We start from the raw sequence: 18,326 nt of genomic DNA on the forward strand, positions 1-18,326 counted from the left end.
TCAGCCCTTCAGTCCGCTCGTGCTGACACCCTGGATGATCTGCTTCTGACCGAGGAAGAAGATGATGATCATCGGGATGGTCGCGATGACGGAGGCCGTCACGATGATCTCCCAGTGCCACTCGCCGCCGAAGCCGAACGCGTCCACGAGCGACTTGAGGCCCCGGGGGATCGTGAAGGTCGATGAGTCGCGCAGGTAGATGAGGGCCCGCATGAGGTCGGTCCACACGGCCTGCACCTCGAAGACGAGCGTGACGGCGAGCGCCGGCTTCGTCAGGGGCAGGGCGATGCGCCAGAACACGCCCCATTGGGATGCGCCGTCGACGCGCGCCGCCTCGAAGAGCTCCCGGGGAAGCCCCAGCATGAACTGCCGCAGCAGGAAGATGTAGAACGCACTGCCGAAGAGGTTCCCGGCCCACAGGGGCGTCAGCGTGCCGACCAGCCCGAGCGCGTTCCAGATGAGGAACGTCGGGATCATCGTGACGGCGCCGGGCAGCATCATCGATCCCAGCACGAGGGCGAACAGCGCGCCCCGGCCGCGGAAGCGGAAGTACGCGAAGCCCCACGCCACCATCGCGCTCGAGAAGGTCACGGTCACGGCGGCGAGCACGGTCACGATGGCCGTGTTGAGGAGCCACAGGCCGACAGGCGCCTGCTCCCACACCGAGAGGTAGTTCTCGAGGGTGAAGGTCTTCGGGATGAGTGCATTGTCGAACACCTCGCCGCGCGGCTTGAACGAGGCGCTCACGAGCCAGATGAAGGGGTAGGCGAAGACGACGGTCAGCACGGTGAGCGCCGCGATGACGAAGCCCCTGCGGATGCGGCGGCCGCGACGAGCGGACCGCGTCGAGACCGTGCCCGCACGGCGTCGGCGGCCGCGCGGCGGCGGGGAGGCGGCATCCCTCCCCGGCGAGACCGTGGGCATGTCGCCGCTCGGGTGCGGATCGCGCTCGTACTCGCGACCGGGGACGCCGCCCGGCAGGACGCGGCTCATTTCGGGCCCTCGCCCTCGTAGTAGACCACTCGTCGCGACACGAGCAGCTGCACCGCCGTGACGATCATGATGATGACGAAGAGCACCCAGGCCATCGCCGACGCGTACCCCATGTGCAGGAACGTGAACGCCTGCTGGAAGAGGTAGATCACGTAGAACAGCGCCGCGTCGTTGCCGTAGGTCGTGTTGCCCGCGCCGAAGAACGCCGTGTAGGCCTCATCGAACGTCTGCAGCCCCGCGATCGTGTTGACCACGATGATGAAGAACAGGGCAGGGCTGATCATCGGCAGCGTCACGCTGAAGGACTGCCGCCAGAAGCCCGCGCCGTCGATGCGCGCCGACTCGTAGAGCTCCTCGGGCACGTTCTGCAGCGCCGCGAGCAGGATGATGACCGACGCGCCGACCGTCCACAGGCTCATGAGGATGAGGCCGGGTTTGACCCACGCGGGGTCCGTCGTCCACGACGGCCCGGTGATGCCGAACCACCCGAGCACCGTGTTGATGAGCCCGTTCTGCCCGTTGAAGAGCAGGAGGAACAGGATGCCGACCGCGACCGGCGGCGTCATCTTGGGTAGGAAGAACATCGTGCGGAAGAAGCTCGAGCTGCGCCCCGCCCGGTTCAGCAGCAAGGCGAGCGAGAGCGCCACGATGACGTGCAGCGGCACCTGCAGGACCGTGAAGAAGATCGTGTTGCCGATCGCCTGGAAGACCTTCGGATCCTGCAGGAGGTCGCGGTAGTTCTGCAGTCCGACGTAGTTCGGATCGTTGATGACGTCGTAGTCGGTGAGCGACAGGTAGGCGCTGTAGATGAGGGGCCACGCCGTGAAGACGACGAAGCCGATGATCCACGGCGACAGGAAGAGCAGCGCGGAGAAGAGGTTGCGTCGCCGGGCGCGCCGCCGCGCCCGGCGCCTGTCCGGCGCCGGGGCGGGCGCGGACAGGCCGGGCGCGGCGGGCGTGGCGACGGTCATGTCAGCTGCTCTTCCCGCCGTTGTCGAGCTTGGCCCACGCCTTGTCGAGGGCGTCCTGCGCCGTCTTCTGCGCCTTCTTGAGGGCGTCCTCGGGCTTCGCCTGGCCGTTGAGCACGGAGTTGACGGCATCCTGCATCGCCGTCGTGAACTCCGCGTCGGCGGGGTTGGCGGGCAGCGCGAAGGTGTTGTTGTTCGCCTCGTACATCTTCTTCACCGCGGTGTCCCACGGCTCTCCGCCGGAGGTGACCATGCCCTGGATCATCGTGTCGGCGTCGGCGTTGCCGGTGAGGATGCCGGTGAACGGCTTCCCGTCCTTCGTGCGGGCGTCGATGCGGGCGTTCGCAGCGGCCTCCCACGCCTTGACCGACGTCATGGACTTCGCCCAGCGGCACGCGGCCTCGGGGTTGGCGCTGCCGGCGGGGATCGCCCACGCCGAGCCCGACGCGTAGGCGATCGTGTCGCCCTTCTTGTCGCGCACGGTGTCGAAGGCCATCGGAGCCGTCGGGGAGACGTCGTTCAGGACGTTGACGTACCACTGCTCCATGGGCATCGCGCCGAGCACGTTCGTCGCGAACTGATTGCCCTCCCCGAAGAAGTCGGCCGAGTCGCGGTAGGCCTTGACGGCGCTGAACCCGCCCTGGTCGTCGTAGATCGACACGGCCCACGTGAGCGCCTCGACGACCTTCGGATCGTCGAGCTGCGCCTTCTTGCCGTCCTGCGAGATGAGGTCGGCGCCGTTCGCCTTGGCCCACAGCGGCAGGAACTCCGGCATCTTGCTGTCGTACCCGATGACCGAGAGCTTGCCCCCGTCGGACTTCGTGAGCTTCTTGTTCGCCGCGCTGACGGCATCCCAATCCGACCCGTTCACGTCGTCGAGCGACACGCCTGCCGCGTCGAGCAGCTGGGAGTTGGCCATCGTCAGCTGCACCGTGTTGAACTCCGGGATGCCGTACACCTTGCCGTCGAGCGTCACCTGGTCGATCGCGGCCGGCACGAACTGATTCGTGTCGATCCCCTCGCCCTCGATGCAGCTGTCGAGGGGCACGATCGCGCCGCGGGCGGCGAGCGAGCCGATCTGATTGCGGTCGGCGTAGACGATGTCCGGCGGCTTGCCCGACGCGACGGCGGAGAGGAACTGCTGCAGATCGAGCTCCCCCTCGATGAGCTTGACGTCCACTCCGTCGCCGAGCTCCTTCTTCGCCAGATCCATCCGCGACGTGGCCACCTCGTCGACGCCCGAGAATCCCATGACGGAGAGCGTCCCGCTGAGCGGCGACGCCGAGTCGTACTGGGCGTTCGAGTCGTTCGCACCGCCCGTCCCCACCGCGCACCCGGTCGCGGTGAGGGTCAGCGCGGCGAGCGCGCCCCCGAGAAGCGCCCTTGCTGTCCTGCGCATCTCCTGCCTCCTTCCACCCGCCGAGAAGTAGGCGGTGGGGAGAACGTAAGAACCGTCGCCGTATGGGGCCGAGCCCCTTGACCAGTGCGGAGGACGGCGCTACACCGCGCGCGAATCGCACACCCGGTTGCGCTTATCGACCTTTGTAGGAAGGGGGTGCGGCAATGTCAAGCCCCTCCTCCTGGTGCCGAACGGGGCGCACGCTCGGATCACGGGCACCGACGTCCCTTGATTCCGGGCGCCGGCGGCCGCGAGTGAATGAGGCACGACGATGAGCAAGACGACGACCCACCAGCGCCGCCGCGATGAGGCGGTCGATCCCTCGCAGCAGCCTGGATACGCGCCGGACCGGCGCTACCGCGCGGAGGAGGACTTCCGGCGCGTCGCCGGCAAGGGGTACATCCCCGTGCGGTCCTACCAGATCCCCGCGGACCGTCACGAGTGAGGCGGCGATGACGATATCGATGGCCGACGGCCACGTGCACCAGCTCGAGCTGATCCCGCTGGGTGAAGGCTCCTGGCGGCTCTGCGATCGCAACGTCGAGGAGGACGACCCCGCAAGCATCGTCGCGTACATCGAGACGACCGCCGAGGGACTCGAGGTCGTCTGGCTCCACGGCCGGCGAGGGTGGACGCATTTCACCGACCTGACCGACGTGCTGCGGGCCGCCGCGGCTGACCTCGCGCCGGGCGGACTCAACCGCCGGCAGCGCCCCTTCGCGATCCCGCACTTCCCGCCCCCGCCGAGGCGAGCCGCGCCCTAGGCATGGTCGCTCCGACGTTCGTGCCGCCGGAGTCGCTCTGGGACCGCACCGCCGAGAAGGTCGTCTCCGACACCCGCCCCGACCGCGCCGACGTCGTGGTGGTCGGGGCGGGCCTGACGGGTCTCGCGACCGCCGTCCTGCTCGCCCGTCAGGGTCGGCGGGTGCTCGTGCTCGAGGCGCGCGTCGTCGGCGCCGTCACGACGGGCAACACGACCGGCAAGCTGAGCCTGCTGCAGGGCGCCGTCGCGAGCGGCATCCGCACGCACGCGGGCGACGACGTGCTGCGGGCCTACCTCGAGGCCAACCGCGAGGGGCAGGAGTGGATCCGCGCCGAGGCGGGTGACGATCCGGCGGTCATCCAGCCCCGCACGGCGTTCACCTACGCGACCACGCCGGAGGGCGACGACGCGCTGCACGCCGAGGCGGAGGCGCTCGTGGCGGGCGGCCTCGCCGTCGAGCGGGAGGGCCCGGGCGCGGACATCGGCGTACCCTTCCCCGTCACGAGCGCGCTCAGGATGCCGGGGCAGTGGCAGCTGCATCCCCTCCGGCTGCTCGCGGGTCTCGTCGCAGAGGTGCGTCGGCACGGCGGGAGGGTCGTGGCGGGATGCCGCGTCACGGGCGTCGACGTCTCGGAGCACGGCGTCCGCGTGCGCACCGCGACGGGTGACATCGACGCGCGGCTGGTCGTCCTGGCGACCGGCATCCCGATCCTCGACCGCGGGCTGTTCTTCGCCAAGGTCGTGCCATCGCGCTCCCTCGCCGCCGCCTACCGGCTGCCTCAGCACATCCGGGTTCCCGACGGCATGTACGTCTCCGTCGACCCGCAGGCGCGGTCGCTCCGCGGGGCGCCGGTCGGGGTCGACCGGGAGCTGCTCGTCGCGGGCGGCGGTGGCTTCGTGCCGGGGCGCGAGGAGAGCGTGCGCGCGCGACGAGCCGAGCTCGACGCGTGGGTCGGCGAGCACTTCCCGGGCGCCGCGCGCGTCACGTGGTGGGCCGCCCAGGACTACCGCATGGTGACGAACGTGCCGTTCGCGGGACCCATGCCGCGGGGCGGGGGCCGCATCTATACGGCGACGGGCTACAACAAGTGGGGGATGACCAACGCCGCCGCTGCGGCGCTCGCCATCGCCGGGGCGATCGCCGACCAGCCGCCGGTCTGGGCCGAGCGCCTGCGCACGGGCATGCCGAGCGTCACCGACGCCGGTGAGGCCGTGGCTGCGAACGCCGAAGTGGCCGGCCATCTCGTGGGCGGCTGGACGCGGGCGCAGATGTCGGCGAAGCCCGACGCGCCGCCCGCCGAGGGCGAGGGGCGCGTGGTGCGGTCGGGGCTCTCGCCCGTCGCCGAGTCGAGGGTCGACGGACGACTGTGCCGCCTCTCCGCCGTCTGCACGCACCTGGGCGGGATCGTCTCGTGGAACGACGCCGAGCGCACGTGGGACTGCCCCCTGCACGGGTCCCGGTTCACCGCCGACGGCACGCTGCTCGAGGGGCCGGCGGTCGCCGACCTCGGGCCCGCGGGGTAGGTCGGGGAGGCATCCACTCACGTCCGCGTGCCCACGTCGCGACGCTTTGTCAACCCGATTTCGCGGCGACGGGGGCCTCATTAGCGTCGAGGCCGAAACCGCTTCCCCCCGGAGCGGGCCGGACAGGAGACGACGATGAGCGACGAGCAGACCGACCCTCGCGACAAGCACCAGGACGAATTCCCGCCCCAGTCCCAGGAGCAGCCCGGCACCAACGAGGAGATGCGCTCGAAGCCCGACGCGGGCGAGGAGAGCTACCGCGGCGCGGGACGGCTCGAAGGCCGGCGCGCCCTCATCACGGGCGGCGACTCCGGCATCGGCCGCGCGGCGGCCATCGCCTTCGCGCGGGAGGGCGCCGACGTCGCGATCGCGCACATGCCCGAGGAGATGGAGGATGCCGACGAGGTCGTGCGCCTGATCGCGGATGCCGGCCGGCGCGGGGTGAGCTTCGCGGGCGACATCCGTGAGGAGCGCTTCGCCACGTCGATCGTCACCGACACGATCGGCCAGCTGGGCGGCCTCGACATCCTCGTGCTCAACGCCGCCTACCAGAAGGACCGCGAGGGACTCGCGTCACTGGAGACCGAGGAGTTCGACCGCGTCTTCCGCACGAACCTCTACGGCCTGCTGTGGTCGGCGCGCGCCGCGGCCCCGCACCTCGAGCCCGGGTCGTCGATCATCGTCACGGCGTCGATCCAGGCCTTCGACCCGTCGCCAGGCCTCGTCGACTACGCCATGACGAAGGCGGCCCAGGTCGCCTTCGTGAAAGCCATGGCCCAGGAGCTCGGCCCGAAGGGCATCCGCGTGAACGCCGTCGCCCCCGGCCCGGTGTGGACGCCGCTCATCCCGGCGACCGGCTGGGACTCCTCGAAGGTCGAGAAGTTCGGCAGCGACACCCCGCTCGGCCGCGCGGCACAGCCCGCGGAGCTCGCGGGGGCCTACGTCTACCTCGCCTCGGAGGCCGCGTCCTACGTGTCGGGCGCCGTGCTCCCGGTGACGGGCGGCAAGGGACTCTGAGGTGTCCCGCCGGCGCTCGCCCAGCCGGACCCGCACCGCACTCGCCGGCGGGCTCCTCGCCGCGCTCCTGCTCGCCGGCTGTGCGCCGACCCCCTCGCCCGACCCCGCCCTCGTGAAGCTCTCGCAGTCCGCGCTGAGCTACACGCGCTCGGCGCTCCTCGGGGTCGACCAGCAGAACGACGGCCGCATCTTCTCCACCACGACGACCGCCCTCCTCGGCGACATGGAGGCCAAGCTCGGGGACCTCACGAGAGAGGTCGCCCTGCACCGGCCGGCCGACGCGGAGGATGCCGCCTACCGCACCGACCTGCTCGACGCGAGCCTGGCATCGCTCGACGCCGTGCAGGCCGCCGCGCGCGGAGTATCCGACGCCGAGCACCGTCTGGAGGACGCTGCCGACACGCTCGAGAAGCTGGGGCAGGCCGGATGAAGCGGATCTTCGCCGTCGCGCTCGGCATCCTCACCGCCATCGGCGGCTTCGTCGACATCGGCGACCTGGTCACGAACTCCGTCGTCGGGTCGCGGTTCGGGCTCAGCCTCGTCTGGGTCGTGCTCATCGGGGTCGCGGGCATCTGCCTCTACGCCGACATGGCCGGCCGCGTCGCGGCCGTCGGCGGGCGCGCGACGTTCGAGATCATCCGCGAGCGGCTCGGGCCCAAGGCCGGACTCGCGAACCTCGTCGCCTCGTTCCTCATCAATCTCCTCACCGTGACGGCCGAGATCGGCGGCATCGCGCTCGCGCTGCAGCTCGCGGCCGGGGTGGGGCCGGCGATGTGGATCCCGGTCGCCCTGTTCGGGGTGTGGATCGTGCTGTGGCGCGTGAAGTTCTCGATCATGGAGAACGTCGCGGGCCTCCTCGGCCTCGCGCTCATCGTCTTCGTCGTGGCGCTCTTCCTGCTCAAGCCCGACTGGGGCGCCCTCGCGACCGACGTCGTGCAGCCGTGGAGCATCGGGAGCGAGAACCCGCTGTCGTACTGGTACTTCGCCGTCGCCCTGTTCGGCGCGGCGATGACGCCGTACGAGGTGTTCTTCTTCTCCTCGGGCGCACTCGAGGAGAACTGGACCGAGAAGGACCTCGGGACCGAGCGCGCCAACGTCTTCATCGGCTTCCCGCTCGGCGGCATCCTCTCCATCGCGATTGCCGCGTGCGCAGCGGTCGTGCTCATGCCGCAGTCGATCGAGGTCGAGACGCTGTCCCAGATCGTGCTGCCCGTCTCCCAGGCGGGCGGTCAGCTCGCACTCGCCTTCGCGATCGTCGGCATCCTCGCGGCGACGTTCGGCGCGGCCCTCGAGACGACCCTGTCGAGCGGTTACACGCTCGCGCAGTTCTTCGGCTGGAGCTGGGGCAAGTTCCGCCGGCCGTCCCAGGCGGCGCGGTTCCACCTGGCGATGATCGTGTGCCTCCTCATCGGCGGAGGCATCCTGCTCACGGGTGTCGATCCCGTCGCCGTGACCGAGCTCTCGGTCGTCTTCTCGGCGGTCGCGCTGCCGCTCACGTACTTTCCGATCCTCGTCGTCGCGAACGACCCGGACTACATGGGCGAGCGGGTCAACGGGCGCGTGCGCAACGCGCTCGGCGTCGTCTTCCTCGTCATCATCCTCGTCGCCGCGGTCGCGGCGACCCCGCTCCTCATCGTCTCGGGGATGGGCTCATGACACGCGCACGAGAACCGCAGCATCCGCTCGAGTGGTACCGCGACGTGGGCGGCCGCGCCGTCGACGCCCGGCTGCACCTCCTCGATCGCCAGATCCTCGACCGCGACGGCGTGCCCGTCAGCACCGTCGACGACGTCGAGCTCGGCGGTCTCGAGGGGGAGGAGGGGTGGGATGCCGAGCACCCGCCCGTCGTCGTCGCGGTGCTCGTGGGCACCGTGCTCCTTCCGCGGATCTTCGGCGGCCACGTGCCGCGGTCGCGCTGGGAGCGGCTGTCGTGGGACGTCGTGGCCCGCTTGGGCTCCGCGATCGACCTCACGGCGAAGGCCGACGATCTCGAGGCGACGTGGTTCGAGCGCTGGGTGCGCGATCGCATCATCGGACGCATCCCGGGAGGCCGTCATGCTCCTGAGTGACCTTCTCGGATCCCGGGTCCGCTCAGTCGACGGCGAGCAGCTCGGCACCGTCGTGGATGTGCGTTTCCGCCGCGGCGCGCGGCGCGGTGCCCGCGAGGGCGAGCTCGAGCTCGTCGCCCTCATCGTGAGCCCCCGCAGCCGGCTGTCGTTCTACGGCTACGAGCGCGGGCGCGTCAACGCACCCGCGGTCATCAATGCGATCATCACGCGGATGCACCGGGGATCGCGGATCGTGCCGTGGGAGTGCGTCGAGCAGATCGCGCACGGGGAGGTGCGCCTGGGCGTGCCCGTGCCGTTCATCCCCCTCGACGCTCGTCAGCCCATCGACCGATCGTCGTCGTGAGCGGGGTCAGACGAGGGACGCGACTCGGTCCTCGGTGAGGTGCTCGGTCACGAGCACGATGCCCGACGACGAGTTCGCCGACGTGGCGAGCTCCTCGATCCACGCACGGTCCAGTTCTGTGGGATCAGGATGCTCGAACACGAACCGCAGCGGGATCGACGGATGCAGCCAGATGGTGGAGCGACCGTCGGGTTCCTCGGCCGCGTGCCGCCACGAGAGCGTGAAAGCCTCGCCGCGCCGCAGCTTGGTCGAGATGACGACTTTCAGTTGGGCGAGGGCTCTGTCTTCCATCTGGATGGGAGCGGTAGACCCACCGTAATAGATCATGCCCATGTGCCGACGGTAGGCCCCCGGTGCCGTGAGGAAGGACTGTCCGGGCCGAGCCTCATCGACTTCTCATAGAAAGCCGCTCAGACGAACCCGAACGCCGGCGGGAAGACCACGACGACGATCGCCGCCCAGGCGAGGTACACCGGGACGTAGGCCGTCTGCCACCGCTCCACCCGCCCGAACGCGGCCGCGCCGGAGAGGAAGCGCCACTGGAGCCAGGCCGCGCCGGAGAGGTTCACGAGCAGGATGAGATTGAGCCCCAGCGACGCGAGCTTGTTGGGGCTCGCGCCGAATTCGCTGATGCGGCTCACCATCGCGATCAGGACGAGGATGTCGACGACGAGCGCCGCGACGAGCATGAGCAGCTGCAGCCGCTCGAACCACCCGGGCGGCTCCGTCGCATCGCGCGCCGACACCGAGTAGAGCAGCAGGCCGAGCACGACCACGAGCACGACGTCGAAGATGATGAGGAGGTCGCGGTCGGCGACGGAGCCCTCGCCCCGAGCGAGCTGCACGAGGCCCGCGACGATCAGCGCGAGCAGCAGGAGCGTGAACAGCGGCGTGAAGAGCTTCGTCAGCACGGGCGCGATGTTCTCGATGACGCTCTGCTTCGCCTCGACGAGCCACCCCGCGATCACGACAGCACCGGCGAAGCCGCACGGCACGAGCCACGCCTCGACGAACCAGGCCGCATCGAGCCCGATCGCGCCGAAGACGCCCACCGTGAGCGCGGCCAGCACGCCGCCGCCCAGGCCGATGAGCACGAGGTAGATGAACCACTCGCCCGTGAAGCGGATGAAGTCCATGCGTGCGCGCTCCGACCGCCAGTCGCCCGCGGTGTAGGCGATGCCGGTCACGAGCCACAGCGCGACGGCGGCGTGGAGCGCGGCCAGCATCATCGTCGCGCCGTCGGGGGCGAAGGGGTAGGTGTTGAGCAGCACGGCCGCTCCCACGAACGGCACCCCGACGCCCACGACCGTCGCGACGCTCGCGCGACGGCGGACGAGGAAGTACGCCGCGAGGAACGGCAGCACGAGCAGTGCGAGGTTGAGGGCGTACAAGCCCGGATCCTGGGCCACGGTCACACCGAACAGCGCCGGGACCTTCACCGCGACGGCCGCCGCGACGGCGAGCCCGACCGCGAGGCCGAGCCCGCCGGCCGGGCGGGTGGCGGCGGCCGTGTCCCCGACGACGAGCTGCTTCCACAGTCGCTCGGAGTGCTCGCGCGCGAACTCTCGCGACAGGTCGTCGAGCCGGCCCATCCGGCGCACGGCGATGAGGAACGCCTCGTCAGGCGAGAGGCCGGATGCCTCGAGCCCGTCGATCTGGTCGCGGAGATGCCCCTCGAGCTCACGCGTGTCGCCGGCGGAGATGGCGTCGCTGCGCGACACGTAGCGCCGCCACTGCTCGATCTGCCCCTCGACGCCGGAATCCGGCGCGGTGCCGGCATCCGGCTCGGTGCCGGCATCCGGGGCGGTGCCGGCATCCGGGGCGGTGCCGGCGTTTGCAGGGGGTTCGGCCCTCCGTCCGGCGCCGGGCGCAGCGTCATGCCGGTGTGCGGGCTCCGGCCCGGCGGGGGTCACGCGAGGCCTCCGAGCGGGATCGCCGATCGCGGGTCGCCGCGGTCGCGCCACACCTGCTGCAGCGTGCGGCTGACGACCGCCCACTGCTGCCGCTGCTCGCTGAACGCGGCCTCGCCCGAGCTGCTCAGCCGGTAGTGCTTGCGCGGCCGGCCGTTGGGCGCCGAGCCCCAGGTCGACTCCACGTGCCCGAGACGCTCCAGGCGGTGCAGCAGCGGGTACAGCATCCCGTCGCTCCACTCCAGCTCGCCCCCGGACAGCTCACCGATCCGCCGCAGGATCGCATACCCGTACGACTCGCCCTCGGCGAGGATGCCGAGCACGAGCGGTGTCGCGGTCGCCGCGACGAGGTCCTTGCCGATGCGCATCCGATACCTCGCAGTTCTATGTACCTAGAACCACAAGGTATCACTCCCCACCTCTCGCGACGAGACCCTAGGGAGTCGTCGAGACCACACGTTCCCGGCGTCGACGACGTATGCACTCGGCGAGACCCTAGGGTCTCGTCCGATCGGGGTCGGCGGGAGAGCGTGCGCGATCGGAGGGGATGGCGTCTCGGGAGGTGGATGCTGCGCTCCGGCATCCTCCCGGAGCGCCATCTCCTCCCGGGGTGATCAGGCGATCGCGTCGTCGGCCGCGTCGAGCGCGCGGTCGATCACGTCGAGGCCGCGCACGAGCTCGTCCTCCGTGATCACGAGAGGAGGCGCGACGTGCACGCGGTTGAAGTGCGTGAACGGCCATACGCCGCCCTTCTTGCACGCCGCGGCGACGGCGGCGACGGGCGCGGCATCCGCTCCGCTCGCGTTGAACGCGACGAGCGGCTCGCGCGTCTCGCGGTCGCGCACGAGCTCGATCGCCCAGAAGAGCCCGAGTCCGCGCACGTCTCCGACCGAGGGATGCCGCTCCTTCATGCGCTGCAGCGCGGGCTCGACGACGCGGGGGCCGAGGTCGCGCACGCGCTCGAGGATGCCGTCGCGCTCGAACACCTCGAACGTCGCGACGCCGGCCGCGCACGCGAGCGGGTGGCCCGAGTAGGTGAGGCCGCCGGGGAACGAGACGGTGTCGAAGTGCGCCGCGATCCGGTCGGAGATGACGACGCCGCCGAGCGGGACGTATCCCGAGTTGACCCCCTTCGCGAAGGTGATGAGGTCGGGCGCGGCGTCGAAGGCCTGGAACGCGAACCACTCGCCGACGCGTCCGAAGCCGACCATGACCTCGTCTGCGATCCATACGATGCCGTACTTGTCGCACAGCGCCCGGACGCCCGCGAGGTAGACCGGCGGCGGCACGAGCACGCCGTTCGTCCCGACGATCGTCTCGAGCACGATCGCCGCGATCGTCGACGCCCCCTCGAGCACGATGACCTGCTCGAGGTGCTCGAGCGCGCGCTGCGCCTCGTCCTCGGGGGTCGTCGCGTGGAACGCCGAGCGGTAGGGGTAGGGGCCGAAGAAGTGGGCGACCGATCCGTCGCCGGGCTCGTTCGCCCAGCGCCGGGGGTCGCCGGTCAGCGAGATGGCCGTCGTGGTGTTGCCGTGGTAGCTGCGGTAGGCCGAGAGCACCTTCCGCCGGCCGGTGACCGCGCGCGCCATGCGCACGGCGTTCTCGTTCGCGTCGGCGCCCCCGTTCGTGAAGAAGACCTTCTCGAAGCCGTCGGGCGCGACCCCGGCGATGCGCCGGGCGAGCTCGCCGCGCACGTCGCTGGCCATCGACGGCTGGATCGTCGCGAGCCGGCCCGCCTGCCGCTGGATGGCCGAGACGAGGTCGGGATGCTGATGCCCGAGGTTGAGGTTCACGAGCTGCGACGAAAAGTCGAGGTAGGCGTTGCCGGCGTAGTCCCAGAACGTGGACCCCTCGCCCGCCGCGACCGGCATCGGATCGATCAGCGCCTGCGCGCTCCACGAGTGGAAGACGTGCGCGCGGTCGTCGGCGCGGACGCGGGCATCGCCGTCGAGGTCGGGAAGGGCGGCGCTGCGCGTGAGTGTGTCGGTCATGGTCCCTCGTCGTTGTCGGAACGGAGTGCATGTGGACGAGCGTCGGACAGATCGACCGGCATCGTCTAGGCTGTGCGAAATCCCAGTGTGACAGAGCAGAAGAGGCCAACCCGATGGCTGATCGTCGCGAAGTGCAAGTGATCCAGACGGAACGTCCGACCGGTCACGACAGTCTTCCCACCGTCCGGGAGGTGCTGCAGCTCGACGCCTTCCTGACCGGCGTGCCCGAGGTGCTCGTGGGCGAGGGCGCCCTCGACGCCCGAGTGCGGTGGGTGCACACGTCCGACAGTCCGGGCGTCGCCCGGCTGCTCGACGGCGGCGAGCTGCTGCTGTCGACCGGGTCGGGCTGGCCCTCCGAGCCGCACGACCTCGAGGCCTTCGTCGAGGCACTCGTGTCGGCGGGGATCGCGGGGCTCGTCCTCGAGCTCGGCACGCATTACCGATATGCGCCGGCGATCATCGTCGCCGCCGCCCGCACGCACGGCCTCGCGTTCGTCGTGCTGCACCGCGAGCTCAAGTTCGTCGCCCTCACCGAGGCCGTGCACAGCCGCATCATCTCCGAGCAGACCGCCGCCCTCCGCGCCCGCGACGAGGTGCGCGAGCGTTTCACGGCCCTCGCGCTCCGCGGCTCGCCGGCCGACTTCATCGTGCATCAGCTGGCGCAGACGCTCGGCTCGCCCGTCGTCCTGGAGAACCTCGCCCACGAGGTCGTCGCCGCCGAGGTGCCGCCCGCCACGGAGGAGGAGCTCTTCACGCGGTGGGAGGTGCGCTCGCGCGCAGCCCACCGGCAGCACCTCGTTCCTGTGCCGCGCCGGGCCGACGACTGGCTCATCGTGCCGGTCGAGGCGCGCGGCATCCGCTGGGGGCACCTCATCGCCCTCCCCGGTCCCGACCATCCCGCCGGACGCGCCGGCGTGCTCGAACAGGGAGCGATCGCCCTCGCCCTCGGCCGACTCGCCGACGGCCCGACCGACGAATGGGCGCGCATCGGCCGACGCCGCCTCGTCGACGGCCTGCTCGCCGGTCGCTACGCCGCGGTCAGCGGTGCCGCCGCACGCGTCGAAGCCGCGGGGCTCCCCCTCGAGGGGCAGCAGGTCTTCGGCGTCGTCGTGTCGGGTCCGGGTCTGCCGCCCACGGCGGCGGAGTCGATGGATGCCGCGGCTCGCGCGCTCGGCGGCCGCGCGCTCGCCGGATCGGGGCCTGCCGTCGTGGACGCGCCCGCCGTCGCGGTGCTCGTGTCGCTCCCGCCGCGCACGCCCTTCGACGATGCCGCGGCGCTCGCGTTCCTGCGCGGGTTCGCGCCGGGGGAGCCCGCTCTCACGCTGTCGATCGGCTCGGCCGCCGAGGGCCTCGAGGCCGGGCTCGTCTCGCTGCAGGAGGCGATCGACCTCGCGCGCGGCCGCAGCGCCGGCCGCGCCCGCGGACCGCAGGTGCGCCGCGCCGAGCAGCGCCCGCTCGTGCGCCTCGTGACGACGCTCCGCGACGACCACCGCCTGCTCGATCACGGCGAGCGGATGCTGGCGCCGCTCATCGACCACGACCTCGCGCGCGGCGGCGACCTGCTCGACGTGCTGGGCGCGATGCTGAGGCATCCCGGCAATCGCACGGCCGCGGCATCCGCCTCGCATCTGTCGCGCTCGGTGTTCTACCAGCGCCTCGCGCTCATCCAGGAGCTCCTCGGCGTCGACCTGGACGACGGCGAGACCCAGACGGCGCTGCATCTCGCTCTCCTCGTCCGTCGCTCCGCGGGCCGCTGATGGGGCTCAGCCTTCGACGTAGACCTTCCGCAGCGTCTCGCGCACCGTCCAGACGGTGCGCATGCCCGCGGCCAGCCGCACCACGGCGCCCGCCCGCAGCTCGATGGCCGGCAGTGGGGGCTCCTCGAACTCGACCGTCGCGGCGCCCGTGAGCACGACGAAGACCTCATCGGATTCGACGTCGCGCATCGTCCCCGGGGTCATCTCCCACACGCCGATGCCGGCGGCATCGTCGAGCGACGCCCATCCCGTCGACGGAGCGCCGGCGACCGTCTGCTCTGCGGACACCGGCTCGTGCGCGAGCGCGAGCGCCGCGGCATCCACCCTGGCTCCCGGGGTCAGCGCGGGGCCTGCCGCATCCGCGCTCCCTCCCGGCGCGGGCGTCACGAGTCGAAGCCCAATCCGAGGGCGTCGAGCGTCTTGAGCAGGACGTTGCGGCGACCCCGGTCGTGGTCGGCGCGATCGAGCGACCAGCGCGTGGCCTGGATGCCGATCGAGGCGGCGGGCTCGGGTGGGAAGGGCAGGCCGCGCTCGCGCACCATCTTCAGCTGCGTGCGCTCGGTCTCGCGGCCCTCGAGGAAGTCGAGCATGACGTCGCCGGCGAAACGCGTCGAGCCGACGCCGAGCCCCGTGAACCCCGAGGCGTATGCCACGCGCCCCTCGCGAGCGACTCCGTAGAAGGCGCAGAACCGGGTCGAGGTGTCGATCGCGCCGGCCCAGCGGTGCGTGAAGCCGAGGCCCTCGAGCTGCGGGAACGTCGTGAAGAAGTGGCTCGCGAGGTCGTTCCAGACGCGCGGGTTGTTCTCGTAGCCCGGCCGCACGCGTCGGCCCCAGTGGTACAGGGCGGCGTAGCCGCCGAAGAGGATGCGGTCGTCGGCGCTGAGCCGGTAGTAGTGGAACTGGTTGGCGAGGTCGCTGATGCCCTGCCGGTCGCGCCAGCCGATCTCGTCGAGCTGATCCGCGTCGAGGGGCTCGGTCATGAGCGCGTAGTCGTACACGGGCACCGTCATGAGCCGGTTGCGCCGCAGCAGCGAGGGGAAGACGTTCGTCGCGAGAGCGGCCTTGTCGGCCGCGATGTCTCCATCCGCCGTCACGACCCGCACGCGCCCCTGCTCCGACGTGTCGATGCGCTTCACGAGCGAGTGCTCGAAGATCTCGACGCCCTGCTGCTCGGCGGCGCGGGCGAGCTCCGCCGCGAGCTTCGCGGGGTGCACGAGAGCGGCGGCGCGCGTGTCCCACACGGCCCCGAGATAGGTCGGAGAGGCGACGGATGCCTGGATCGCCGGCTCGTCGAGCCGCCGGACGTCCTCGCCGCGAGCCTGCGCCTCGGCCGCCCACTCGTCGAGCCACTCGAGCTGGTGGGGCTCGGTCGCGACCGACAGGGTCCCGGTGCGCTCGAAGTCCGCGTCGAGACCCCACGCGGCGACGTCCGCCTCGATGCCGTCGAGGTTCTCGTGCCCGAGCCGCTCCAGCACGTCGATCTCGTCCGGCCAGCGGCTCACGCCGTTCTCGCGCCCGTGGGTGAGGCTCGATTCGCAGAATCCGCCGTTGCGGCCCGAGGCGGCCCACCCGACGGTGCGCGCCTCGACGATCGCGACACGGCGGCCGGGGTCGCGCCGCTTCGCCAGGAGCGCCGTCCAGAGCCCCGTGTAGCCGCCGCCGACGATGACGAGGTCGGCCGTGTGCGACCCCGCGAGGGTCGGCCGCGCCGGCTGCTGCGGCAGGTCGTCGAGCCAGAAGACGGAGTGTCGGGAGCCTGCCAGACTCTCGCGGACGAGGGATGCCGGGGGTCGGTGCCGTTCGAAGACCGTGGTGCCCACGGCTATCACTTCCTTGTGCTGTGTCGGTGGTCGGGCAGTCCTGCCCGTCCCGCCAGTCAATCGGCCATACGGCGAGGTCGGCAATCCCGCATCCCCGAAACGGACGATCCCTCGGCCGGCCTGTGCGCGCCCGACACTCTGTCCGACGCCTCGTGGCTACGCTGAGCCTCGTGGACCCCATCGTCGCGACCCTGGTGATCCTCGTCCTGGCGGTCATCGCGTTCGTCACGAACCGCGTGCCGCTCGGCATCGTCGCGATCGGGGTGTCGCTCGCGCTCTTCTTCACGGGCGTGCTGACGCTCACGGAGGCGCTCGCAGGGTTCGGGGATCCCACCGTCCTCTTCATCGCGGGCCTCTTCGTCGTGAGCGAGGCGCTCGACGCGACCGGCATCACCGCGTGGGCGGGACAGAAGGTCATCGCCCGCGCAGGTACGAAGCGCCGTACGCTGCTGCTCGTCGTCGGCCTGCTCGTCGCCGTGGTTGCGGCGGTCATCAGCGTCAACGGCGCCGTCGCCGCGATGCTCCCGCTCGTCGTGGTCGTCGCGGCGCGCGCCGAGATCGTGCCGTCGCACCTGCTCATGCCCCTCGCCTTCGCGGGGAGCGCGGGGTCGATGCTGCTCCTGACCGGCACCCCGGTGAACATCATCGTGTCGGAGTTCGCCGTCACGAGCGCGGGCCGGGAGTTCGGGTACTTCGAGTTCGCGCTCGTCGGCATCCCGCTCGTCATCGGGACCGTGCTGTATCTCACGCTCTTCTCGCACCGGCTCCTGCCCCGGCGGGAGGGCGCCGCGATGCCGATGGACCTCGTGCGGCACGCGCGCATCCTCCGTCAGCAGTACTCGCTGAGCCTCGAGACCTCGCTCCTCGTCGGCCCGAAGAACGGCGTGACCGAGGTCGTCGTCGCCCCGCGCTCGCCGCTGATCGGCGAGAAGATCTTCCCCGGCATGGCGACGCCGACGGGCGATCTGGTCGTGCTCGCCGCACGCCGCGGCGAGACGCTCCTGAAGGGCGACATCGTCGTGCAGGCGGGCGACGCCCTGCTCATGCAGGGCCGATGGGACGACCTCGCCCGTCACGCTGAGGATCAGGGCGTGCTGCCCGTGCATTCGCCGCAGGAGCTGCGGCGCGCCGTGCCGCTCGGCAAGGGGGCGAAGCGCACGCTCTGGGTGGTCGCCGGCATGATCGTGCTGCTCGCGACGGGCGTCGTGCCGCCGGCCGTCGCGGCGCTGCTCGCGGCGTGCGTGCTCGTGCTGCTGCGGGTCGTGCGCGTCGAGCAGGCGTACCAGTCGATCTCGTGGACGACGATCGTGCTGATCGCCGGCATGATCCCGCTGTCGACGGCCTTCACGAAGACGGGCGCGGCCGACCTCCTCGCGAACGGGCTGCTGCGGCTCATCGGCGATGCCGGTCCGTCGGTGGCGCTCCTCGTGCTGTGCCTCCTGACGCTCGTGCTCGGCCAGCTCATCAGCAACTCGGCGACGGTGCTCATCGTCGCGCCCATCGCGCTGTCGCTCGCGGCAACGCTGGGAGTCTCGCCGCTGCCGTTCCTCATGGCGCTCGCCGTCGTCGCGGCGGCGGCATTCCTCACGCCCGTCGCGACGCCCGCGAACCTCATGGTCATGGAGCCCGCCGGCTACCGTTTCGGCGACTACTGGAAGCTGGGCCTGCCGCTCGCCCTGTTCTTCCTCGTCGTCGGCGTCTTCTACGTCCCGCTCATCTGGCCGTTCTGACCTTCGCCCCGCCCCTCGTCGCGAGACGAAGGGGCGGGGCGG

General features: G+C 71.2%; 19 protein-coding genes. 10 read left to right on the forward strand and 9 right to left on the reverse strand.

The features are described from left to right. From AAIB33_RS18495 to AAIB33_RS18505, 3 genes are read right to left on the reverse strand one after another with little or no spacing between them, the layout of a single operon-like run. On the reverse strand, nt 1-993 hold the full coding sequence (locus tag AAIB33_RS18495; protein WP_345801424.1) for a carbohydrate ABC transporter permease: 993 nt from the start codon (nt 991-993) through the stop codon (nt 1-3). Continuing rightward, nucleotides 990-1,964, reverse strand: a complete 975-nt coding sequence (locus AAIB33_RS18500; protein ID WP_345801425.1) for a sugar ABC transporter permease — start codon at nt 1,962-1,964, stop codon at nt 990-992. Before AAIB33_RS18500 ends, AAIB33_RS18495 begins: the two co-directional genes overlap by 4 nt. Before the next feature lies 1 nt (nt 1,965). Next, the gene (locus AAIB33_RS18505) at nt 1,966-3,360 is read right to left on the reverse strand and encodes an extracellular solute-binding protein (protein WP_345801426.1); all 1,395 of its coding nucleotides are present in this window, start codon (nt 3,358-3,360) and stop codon (nt 1,966-1,968) included. Nucleotides 3,361-3,631: 271 nt separating this feature from the next. Between AAIB33_RS18505 and AAIB33_RS18510 the strand changes: the two genes are divergently transcribed. From AAIB33_RS18510 to AAIB33_RS18545, 8 genes are all read left to right on the forward strand, one after another. Further along, nucleotides 3,632-3,805, forward strand: a complete 174-nt coding sequence (locus tag AAIB33_RS18510) for a hypothetical protein (protein WP_345801427.1) — start codon at nt 3,632-3,634, stop codon at nt 3,803-3,805. A gap of 7 nt (nt 3,806-3,812) precedes the next feature. Then, a complete protein-coding gene (locus AAIB33_RS18515; RefSeq protein WP_345801428.1) occupies nt 3,813-4,124 on the forward strand; it encodes a hypothetical protein in 312 nt (103 codons plus the stop codon). A gap of 2 nt (nt 4,125-4,126) precedes the next feature. Further along, nucleotides 4,127-5,647: an FAD-dependent oxidoreductase gene (locus AAIB33_RS18520; RefSeq protein WP_345801429.1), complete on the forward strand. Its 1,521-nt coding sequence runs from the start codon at nt 4,127-4,129 to the stop codon at nt 5,645-5,647. Between the two features lie 135 nt (nt 5,648-5,782). Continuing rightward, a complete protein-coding gene (locus AAIB33_RS18525) occupies nt 5,783-6,664 on the forward strand; it encodes an SDR family oxidoreductase (protein ID WP_345801430.1) in 882 nt (293 codons plus the stop codon). A 1-nt stretch (nt 6,665) separates the two neighbouring features. After that, nucleotides 6,666-7,094 carry a hypothetical protein gene (locus AAIB33_RS18530; protein WP_345801431.1) on the forward strand — a complete coding sequence of 143 codons (429 nt, stop codon included), beginning with the start codon at nt 6,666-6,668 and terminating at the stop codon, nt 7,092-7,094. Continuing rightward, the gene (locus AAIB33_RS18535; protein ID WP_345801432.1) at nt 7,091-8,320 is read left to right on the forward strand and encodes a divalent metal cation transporter; all 1,230 of its coding nucleotides are present in this window, start codon (nt 7,091-7,093) and stop codon (nt 8,318-8,320) included. Before AAIB33_RS18530 ends, AAIB33_RS18535 begins: the two co-directional genes overlap by 4 nt. Continuing rightward, entirely contained in the window at nt 8,317-8,733 is a 417-nt protein-coding gene (locus AAIB33_RS18540; RefSeq protein WP_345801433.1) for a hypothetical protein, read from the forward strand. Before AAIB33_RS18535 ends, AAIB33_RS18540 begins: the two co-directional genes overlap by 4 nt. Beyond that, on the forward strand, nt 8,720-9,076 hold the full coding sequence (locus tag AAIB33_RS18545; protein ID WP_345801434.1) for a PRC-barrel domain-containing protein: 357 nt from the start codon (nt 8,720-8,722) through the stop codon (nt 9,074-9,076). Before AAIB33_RS18540 ends, AAIB33_RS18545 begins: the two co-directional genes overlap by 14 nt. A 6-nt stretch (nt 9,077-9,082) precedes the next feature. Here AAIB33_RS18545 and AAIB33_RS18550 read toward each other — a convergent pair whose 3' ends face one another. The 4 genes from AAIB33_RS18550 to AAIB33_RS18565 form a co-directional block, all read right to left on the reverse strand. Continuing rightward, nucleotides 9,083-9,409: a hypothetical protein gene (locus AAIB33_RS18550; RefSeq protein WP_345801435.1), complete on the reverse strand. Its 327-nt coding sequence runs from the start codon at nt 9,407-9,409 to the stop codon at nt 9,083-9,085. 77 nt (nt 9,410-9,486) lie between these two features. After that, on the reverse strand, nt 9,487-10,989 hold the full coding sequence (locus AAIB33_RS18555) for a permease prefix domain 1-containing protein (protein WP_345801436.1): 1,503 nt from the start codon (nt 10,987-10,989) through the stop codon (nt 9,487-9,489). Beyond that, complete coding sequence (locus AAIB33_RS18560) at nt 10,986-11,354, reverse strand: PadR family transcriptional regulator (RefSeq protein WP_345801437.1); 369 nt, start codon at nt 11,352-11,354, stop codon at nt 10,986-10,988. Before AAIB33_RS18560 ends, AAIB33_RS18555 begins: the two co-directional genes overlap by 4 nt. Nucleotides 11,355-11,600: 246 nt before the next feature. Then, nucleotides 11,601-12,977: an aspartate aminotransferase family protein gene (locus tag AAIB33_RS18565; protein WP_345801438.1), complete on the reverse strand. Its 1,377-nt coding sequence runs from the start codon at nt 12,975-12,977 to the stop codon at nt 11,601-11,603. Between the two features lie 113 nt (nt 12,978-13,090). On the opposite strand from AAIB33_RS18565, the gene AAIB33_RS18570 reads away from it, so the two are divergent. Then, nucleotides 13,091-14,734, forward strand: coding sequence for a PucR family transcriptional regulator (locus AAIB33_RS18570; RefSeq protein WP_345801439.1), 1,644 nt, complete (start codon nt 13,091-13,093; stop codon nt 14,732-14,734). 6 nt (nt 14,735-14,740) lie between these two features. On the opposite strand, the gene AAIB33_RS18575 is transcribed toward AAIB33_RS18570, so the two are convergent. Further along, nucleotides 14,741-15,121: a cupin domain-containing protein gene (locus AAIB33_RS18575; RefSeq protein ID WP_345801440.1), complete on the reverse strand. Its 381-nt coding sequence runs from the start codon at nt 15,119-15,121 to the stop codon at nt 14,741-14,743. Continuing rightward, nucleotides 15,118-16,554, reverse strand: coding sequence for an FAD-dependent oxidoreductase (locus tag AAIB33_RS18580; protein WP_345801441.1), 1,437 nt, complete (start codon nt 16,552-16,554; stop codon nt 15,118-15,120). The genes AAIB33_RS18575 and AAIB33_RS18580 overlap by 4 nt, the downstream gene beginning before the upstream one ends. A gap of 170 nt (nt 16,555-16,724) precedes the next feature. Between AAIB33_RS18580 and AAIB33_RS18585 the strand changes: the two genes are divergently transcribed. Beyond that, entirely contained in the window at nt 16,725-18,284 is a 1,560-nt protein-coding gene (locus AAIB33_RS18585) for an SLC13 family permease (RefSeq protein ID WP_345801442.1), read from the forward strand. Nucleotides 18,285-18,326: the final 42 nt, after the last annotated feature.

This window comes from Microbacterium sp. AZCO, assembly GCF_039614715.1.
Classification (GTDB): Bacteria; Actinomycetota; Actinomycetes; order Actinomycetales; family Microbacteriaceae; genus Microbacterium.